Here is a 4402-nt window from a genome sequence, read left to right on the forward strand (position 1 = left end):
TTTGAGACAGTTTTTATGATTATTTGAGGCGAATAGCGAGCTATTCAACGAAAAGAATCATAAAAAATGGCCAAATCAGGCTTTTTCGCAGTAGGTCAGTGGTAAGTCCGACAGGCTCCTAGGAGCCATTTCTGTCCGCCGGCTGAAATGGTTTTACCGTTTATGATTGTTATTTCAGGATGGTTTGTTGATGTCGTCTTCAGCTCTGGTTCTCCCTGCTCCGGCCAAGCTAAACCTTTTCTTGCATATTGTCGGGCGCCGTGAAGACGGTTATCACCAGCTGCAGACGGTCTTTCAGTTTCTCGACTTTGGTGATGAGCTGACTTTTAAACAGCATGATCAGTTGTTGCTGGAGTGTGACCTTCCAGAACTGGTCAATGATGACAACCTGATTCTCAAGGCGGCACGTCTTCTGCAGACCCATAGTGGTTGTGTGAAAGGAGCCAGAATTAAACTCGTCAAACGTTTGCCTATGGGTGGTGGTGTGGGTGGTGGCAGTTCTGATGCTGCCACAGCGCTTCATGGGCTAAATATTTTATGGGGCCTGGGGTTGAGTGACGATACCCTGGCGGAGCTGGGGTTGATGCTCGGTGCTGATGTACCGGTATTTGTCCGGGGGCATGCGGCTTTTGCCGAAGGCGTGGGTGAGAAGCTTACTCCTGTAACGCCTGAGGAGTACTGGTATCTGGTGCTCAAACCTGACTGTCATGTCAACACCACAGAAATGTTCCGTCATCAGGAATTGACAAGAGATTCTCGTCCCATTAAAGTTTGCGCCGCATTGAACGGGCTGTATGGAAATGAGCTGGCCAATGACTTTCAGCCATTGGTTCGCAGGCTTTATCCGGAAGTTGATAAATGTTTAATGCTGTTGGATAATTCCGGAAATTCGAGCATGGGGCAGGCTATGATGAGTGGTTCGGGTGCATGTGTATTTGTACCATTTGCCAGTCGTGAACAGGCGGAAACGACTCTGGCAGGAATCGACTCTGAAGTTGATGGTTTTGTTGCCCGCGGTGTCAATACATCTCCGCTTCACAACTCGATCAGTCAGCTGCAATCATGCGTGAATTAAATTCCATTATCCCACGTACAGTGACTGCAAACTATGTTACTGGGGTGTCGCCAAGCGGTAAGGCATCAGGTTTTGATCCTGACATGCGGGGGTTCGAATCCCTCCACCCCAGCCACTGTTCCGAATCCTATCCTTCTGATAGCTCTCTCTACTGCCTTACGAGACGTAACGCGCAGGAAACAACATTCTCCTTCGATTCACTCGGAGGTGATGCTTCCAATCCAAGCAGCCCAAAACAGAATGATGTGACTTTCATTGTACGATCCATTGAGCTATGCAATGAGGGTTCTGCTCGTTTGGCGAAGAGCTACTCCACCCACGACTACGTCCAGAGCAAGGTACTTATCCGTGTCGAAAATGATGGTGTTTGCCGGCAACTCAAATCCGGAGCTGGTGCACAAGGTTGTCAACCACCTGCATATCCCCCTGGGCAAGGCCTATGTTGGCCGTTTCAGCGACGGTGAAATTGCGGTAGAAATTCAGGAAAACGTTCGTGGTCGTGATGTTTTCATCATCCAGTCCACCTGCGCCCCTACCAACGACAACCTGATGGAATTGCTGGTTATGGCAGATGCCATGCGTCGTTCTTCTGCGGTTCGTATTACTGCGGTGCTGCCTTACTTTGGTTACGCTCGTCAGGATCGTCGTCCCCGTTCTTCCCGTGTTCCGATCAGTGCCAAAGTGGTAGCCGATATGATCGCTGGCGTGGGTGTGGACCGTGTTCTCACCGTTGACTTGCACGCTGACCAGATTCAGGGCTTCTTCGACATTCCTGTGGATAACGTGTACGGCTCTCCGATCCTGCTGGACGACATGGAGCGCCAGGGTTATGAAAACCTGATGGTAGTATCTCCAGATCACGGTGGTGTGGTTCGTGCCCGTGCTGTGGCCAAACGTCTGAATACCGATCTGGCCATCATCGACAAGCGTCGCCCTGAGGCGAACAAGTCTGAAGTCATGAACATCATTGGTGATGTTACAGGTCGTACCTGCGTACTGGTTGACGATATGGTTGATACCGCAGGAACTCTGTGTGCTGCAGTGGCTGCCCTGAAAGCTAAAGGCGCCACTAAAGTTATTGCTTACTGTACTCACCCTATTTTGTCTGGCCGAGCTCTGGAAAACGTTGCAAATTCCGAGCTGGATGAGCTGGTAGTGACCAACACTATCCCTCTGAGCCCGGCAGCCCAGGCCCTGGGTCGTATCCGTCAGCTGGATATGTCCCCTCTGCTGGCTGAATCTGTACGCAGGATCAGTAACGCTGAATCCATCAGCGCTATGTTCCAGTAAGAAATCGCCTGAGATATTCAGGAGTCTAACCGAGCTATCTGTTCTCGGTCAGGCGCATAAGGGTACGGCCATGCGGTTGTGCCCTTTTTGTTTCTGCGGTTTTTGAAAACCTGTTTGGCCCTGTATTTGCCGTAAAAGTGAAGCTTTTGTTTTGCAATTGATTTGATAGCCGGTATGATATGGTGCCTTTATTAAAGCTGTAGTATCTGGTCGCAAGATGCTGCGGTATTCCTTTGGAGAAAGAAAATGTCTGAAGCTATCGCTCTGAGCGCTGTTGCACGTAAAGACGTAGGGAAAGGTGCGAGCCGCCGCCTGCGTCGTGCAGAACTGGTACCTGCCGTAATCTACGGTGGTGAGCAGGAACCTACTCAAGTCACTCTGGAAGCTCGTGCTATTCGTAAAGCACTGGAATCCGAGTCTTTTTACTCCCAGATCCTTACTCTGGAAGTAGAAGGTGCTTCCCAGCAGGTTATCCTGAAGGACATCCAGCGTCATCCAGCAAAAGATTTTGCTATGCACCTGGACTTCCTGCGTGTTGACGCAACTCACGCTGTAACTACTCACATCCCACTGCACTTCCTGAACGAAGACAGCTGTGTAGGTGTGAAAGCCGGTGGTGCTATCACTCACGCTCGTGTAGAAGTAGAAGTTAAGTGTCTGCCTGCTGACCTGCCTGAGTTTATCGAAGTTGACATGGTTAACGTTGAGCTGGGTGGCCACATTCACCTGACCGACCTGACTATGCCTGAAGGTGTTGAGCTGGTAGCCCTGCTGCAGGGTGAAGGTCATGACCTGGATGTTGCTTCTGTTCAGCCTACCCGTGGTGGTGCAGAAGAAGAAGCTGAAGAAGCTTCTGAAGAAGAAGGCAGCGAAGACTGAGTTTCTAGAACTCAAGTCTCTATTGCTAGGAGGATATTATGGCGAAGGATCACTCGATTAAGCTGGTTGTCGGACTCGGTAACCCTGGAGCTCAATACGATGATACACGCCATAATGCCGGCTTCTGGTATGTGGAGCAGCTGGCCCGGGCCTATGGCGCAAGCCTGCAGCCTGAGAAGAAATTCTTTGGTATGGCTGCCCGCATTACCATAGACGGACAGGATGTCCGTCTGCTAAACCCAACCACCTTCATGAATCGAAGTGGTCAGGCAGTAGGTGCTATCAGTACCTTCTTCAAGATTCCCCCCCAATCCATTCTGGTTGTTCATGATGAGCTGGATCTGCCTGCAGGTATAGGTCGTCTGAAGCAGGGCGGTGGTCACGGTGGACATAACGGTCTCAGGGATATTATTTCAGCATTAGGAAATAATAAGGACTTTCTTCGTTTGCGTCTGGGTATTGGTCACCCGGGTGACAGCAAGGAAGTGGTTAATTATGTGCTGAACAAGCCTTCCGTATCCGATCGACAGAAAATCGATTCAGTCATCGACGAAGCTGTTCGTATCTCTCCAGAAGCTTTTAATGGTGCTCGAGCCAAGGCAGTTCAAGAGCTGCATACCTTTAAAGTCTGAACATTGTCGGAACTTTTGTGAATCCTGAAAGTCTGAAGAGCAGGAAAAGGAGCTTTTCAGAAGAAATAATAAATGGATTCTACATCGAGTCGTTCCAGTGCGGCGGGTACCTCTTTACTCTCCCCCAATAAGGCTGGCCAAAACAAGCCGACCTCTTCAGATCAAAATGCAGCTGTTGTATCTGGCAGGCATTGCAGCATAGCCTCCAGCGAAATAGCTCAGATCCAATCCCTTCGTTGTTCCATAGAGCGTTTTATTCAAAGTCCCTCGAAAGTTATACCGATAGCTGATTATGCAATAGAAACTCAGTCTCTCGTTCCTTATCTGCAAGCAGTCAAACGATCTTTGGCGGCTTATTCCATTAATGAAATTCCTGATGCAATGCCTTACTTGACTGATCTCGATGTATAGGAATTTCAAAGCACAGGTAGAACACCTTTCGTCGTATAGTTTTGCCGGATTTTCCTGAGAAGCAGTCAGGCTGTTTTCCCTGATTCTAAAAAACATCAGTTTTACAGGTAATGCA

5 protein-coding genes and 1 tRNA gene are annotated in these 4402 nt (G+C 49.3%); all 6 read left to right on the forward strand.

What is annotated here, in order from left to right; translation table 11 throughout:
• Nucleotides 1–190: 190 nt before the first annotated feature.
• On the forward strand, nt 191–1075 hold the full coding sequence (gene ispE / locus ACR2PX_RS28495) for a 4-(cytidine 5'-diphospho)-2-C-methyl-D-erythritol kinase (protein WP_434002737.1): 885 nt from the start codon (nt 191–193) through the stop codon (nt 1073–1075).
• 40 nt (nt 1076–1115) lie between these two features.
• Nucleotides 1116–1190: transfer RNA gene (locus tag ACR2PX_RS28500), tRNA-Gln, on the forward strand.
• A gap of 233 nt (nt 1191–1423) precedes the next feature.
• Nucleotides 1424–2365, forward strand: a complete 942-nt coding sequence (locus ACR2PX_RS28505; protein WP_434002738.1) for a ribose-phosphate pyrophosphokinase — start codon at nt 1424–1426, stop codon at nt 2363–2365.
• A gap of 246 nt (nt 2366–2611) precedes the next feature.
• Nucleotides 2612–3244: a 50S ribosomal protein L25/general stress protein Ctc gene (locus ACR2PX_RS28510; protein WP_434002739.1), complete on the forward strand. Its 633-nt coding sequence runs from the start codon at nt 2612–2614 to the stop codon at nt 3242–3244.
• Between the two features lie 38 nt (nt 3245–3282).
• Nucleotides 3283–3876, forward strand: a complete 594-nt coding sequence (pth, locus tag ACR2PX_RS28515; RefSeq protein WP_434002740.1) for an aminoacyl-tRNA hydrolase — start codon at nt 3283–3285, stop codon at nt 3874–3876.
• Nucleotides 3877–3948: 72 nt separating this feature from the next.
• The gene (locus ACR2PX_RS28520; RefSeq protein ID WP_434002741.1) at nt 3949–4287 is read left to right on the forward strand and encodes a hypothetical protein; all 339 of its coding nucleotides are present in this window, start codon (nt 3949–3951) and stop codon (nt 4285–4287) included.
• The last annotated feature ends 115 nt before the right edge of the window (nt 4288–4402 follow it).

Origin of the sequence: Endozoicomonas sp., assembly GCF_051008435.1 — a bacterium.
In the GTDB taxonomy this organism is placed as follows: domain Bacteria; phylum Pseudomonadota; class Gammaproteobacteria; order Pseudomonadales; family Endozoicomonadaceae; genus Endozoicomonas_A.

Bases quoted from the DNA above. Each gene is read 5' to 3' on its own strand.
- ispE (WP_434002737.1), top strand. From the start codon at position 191: ATGTCGTCTTCAGCTCTGGTTCTCCCTGCTCCGGCCAAGCTAAACCTT.
- ACR2PX_RS28510 (WP_434002739.1), top strand. From the start codon at position 2,612: ATGTCTGAAGCTATCGCTCTGAGCGCTGTTGCACGTAAAGACGTAGGG.
- pth (WP_434002740.1), top strand. From the start codon at position 3,283: ATGGCGAAGGATCACTCGATTAAGCTGGTTGTCGGACTCGGTAACCCT.
- ACR2PX_RS28520 (WP_434002741.1), top strand. From the start codon at position 3,949: ATGGATTCTACATCGAGTCGTTCCAGTGCGGCGGGTACCTCTTTACTC.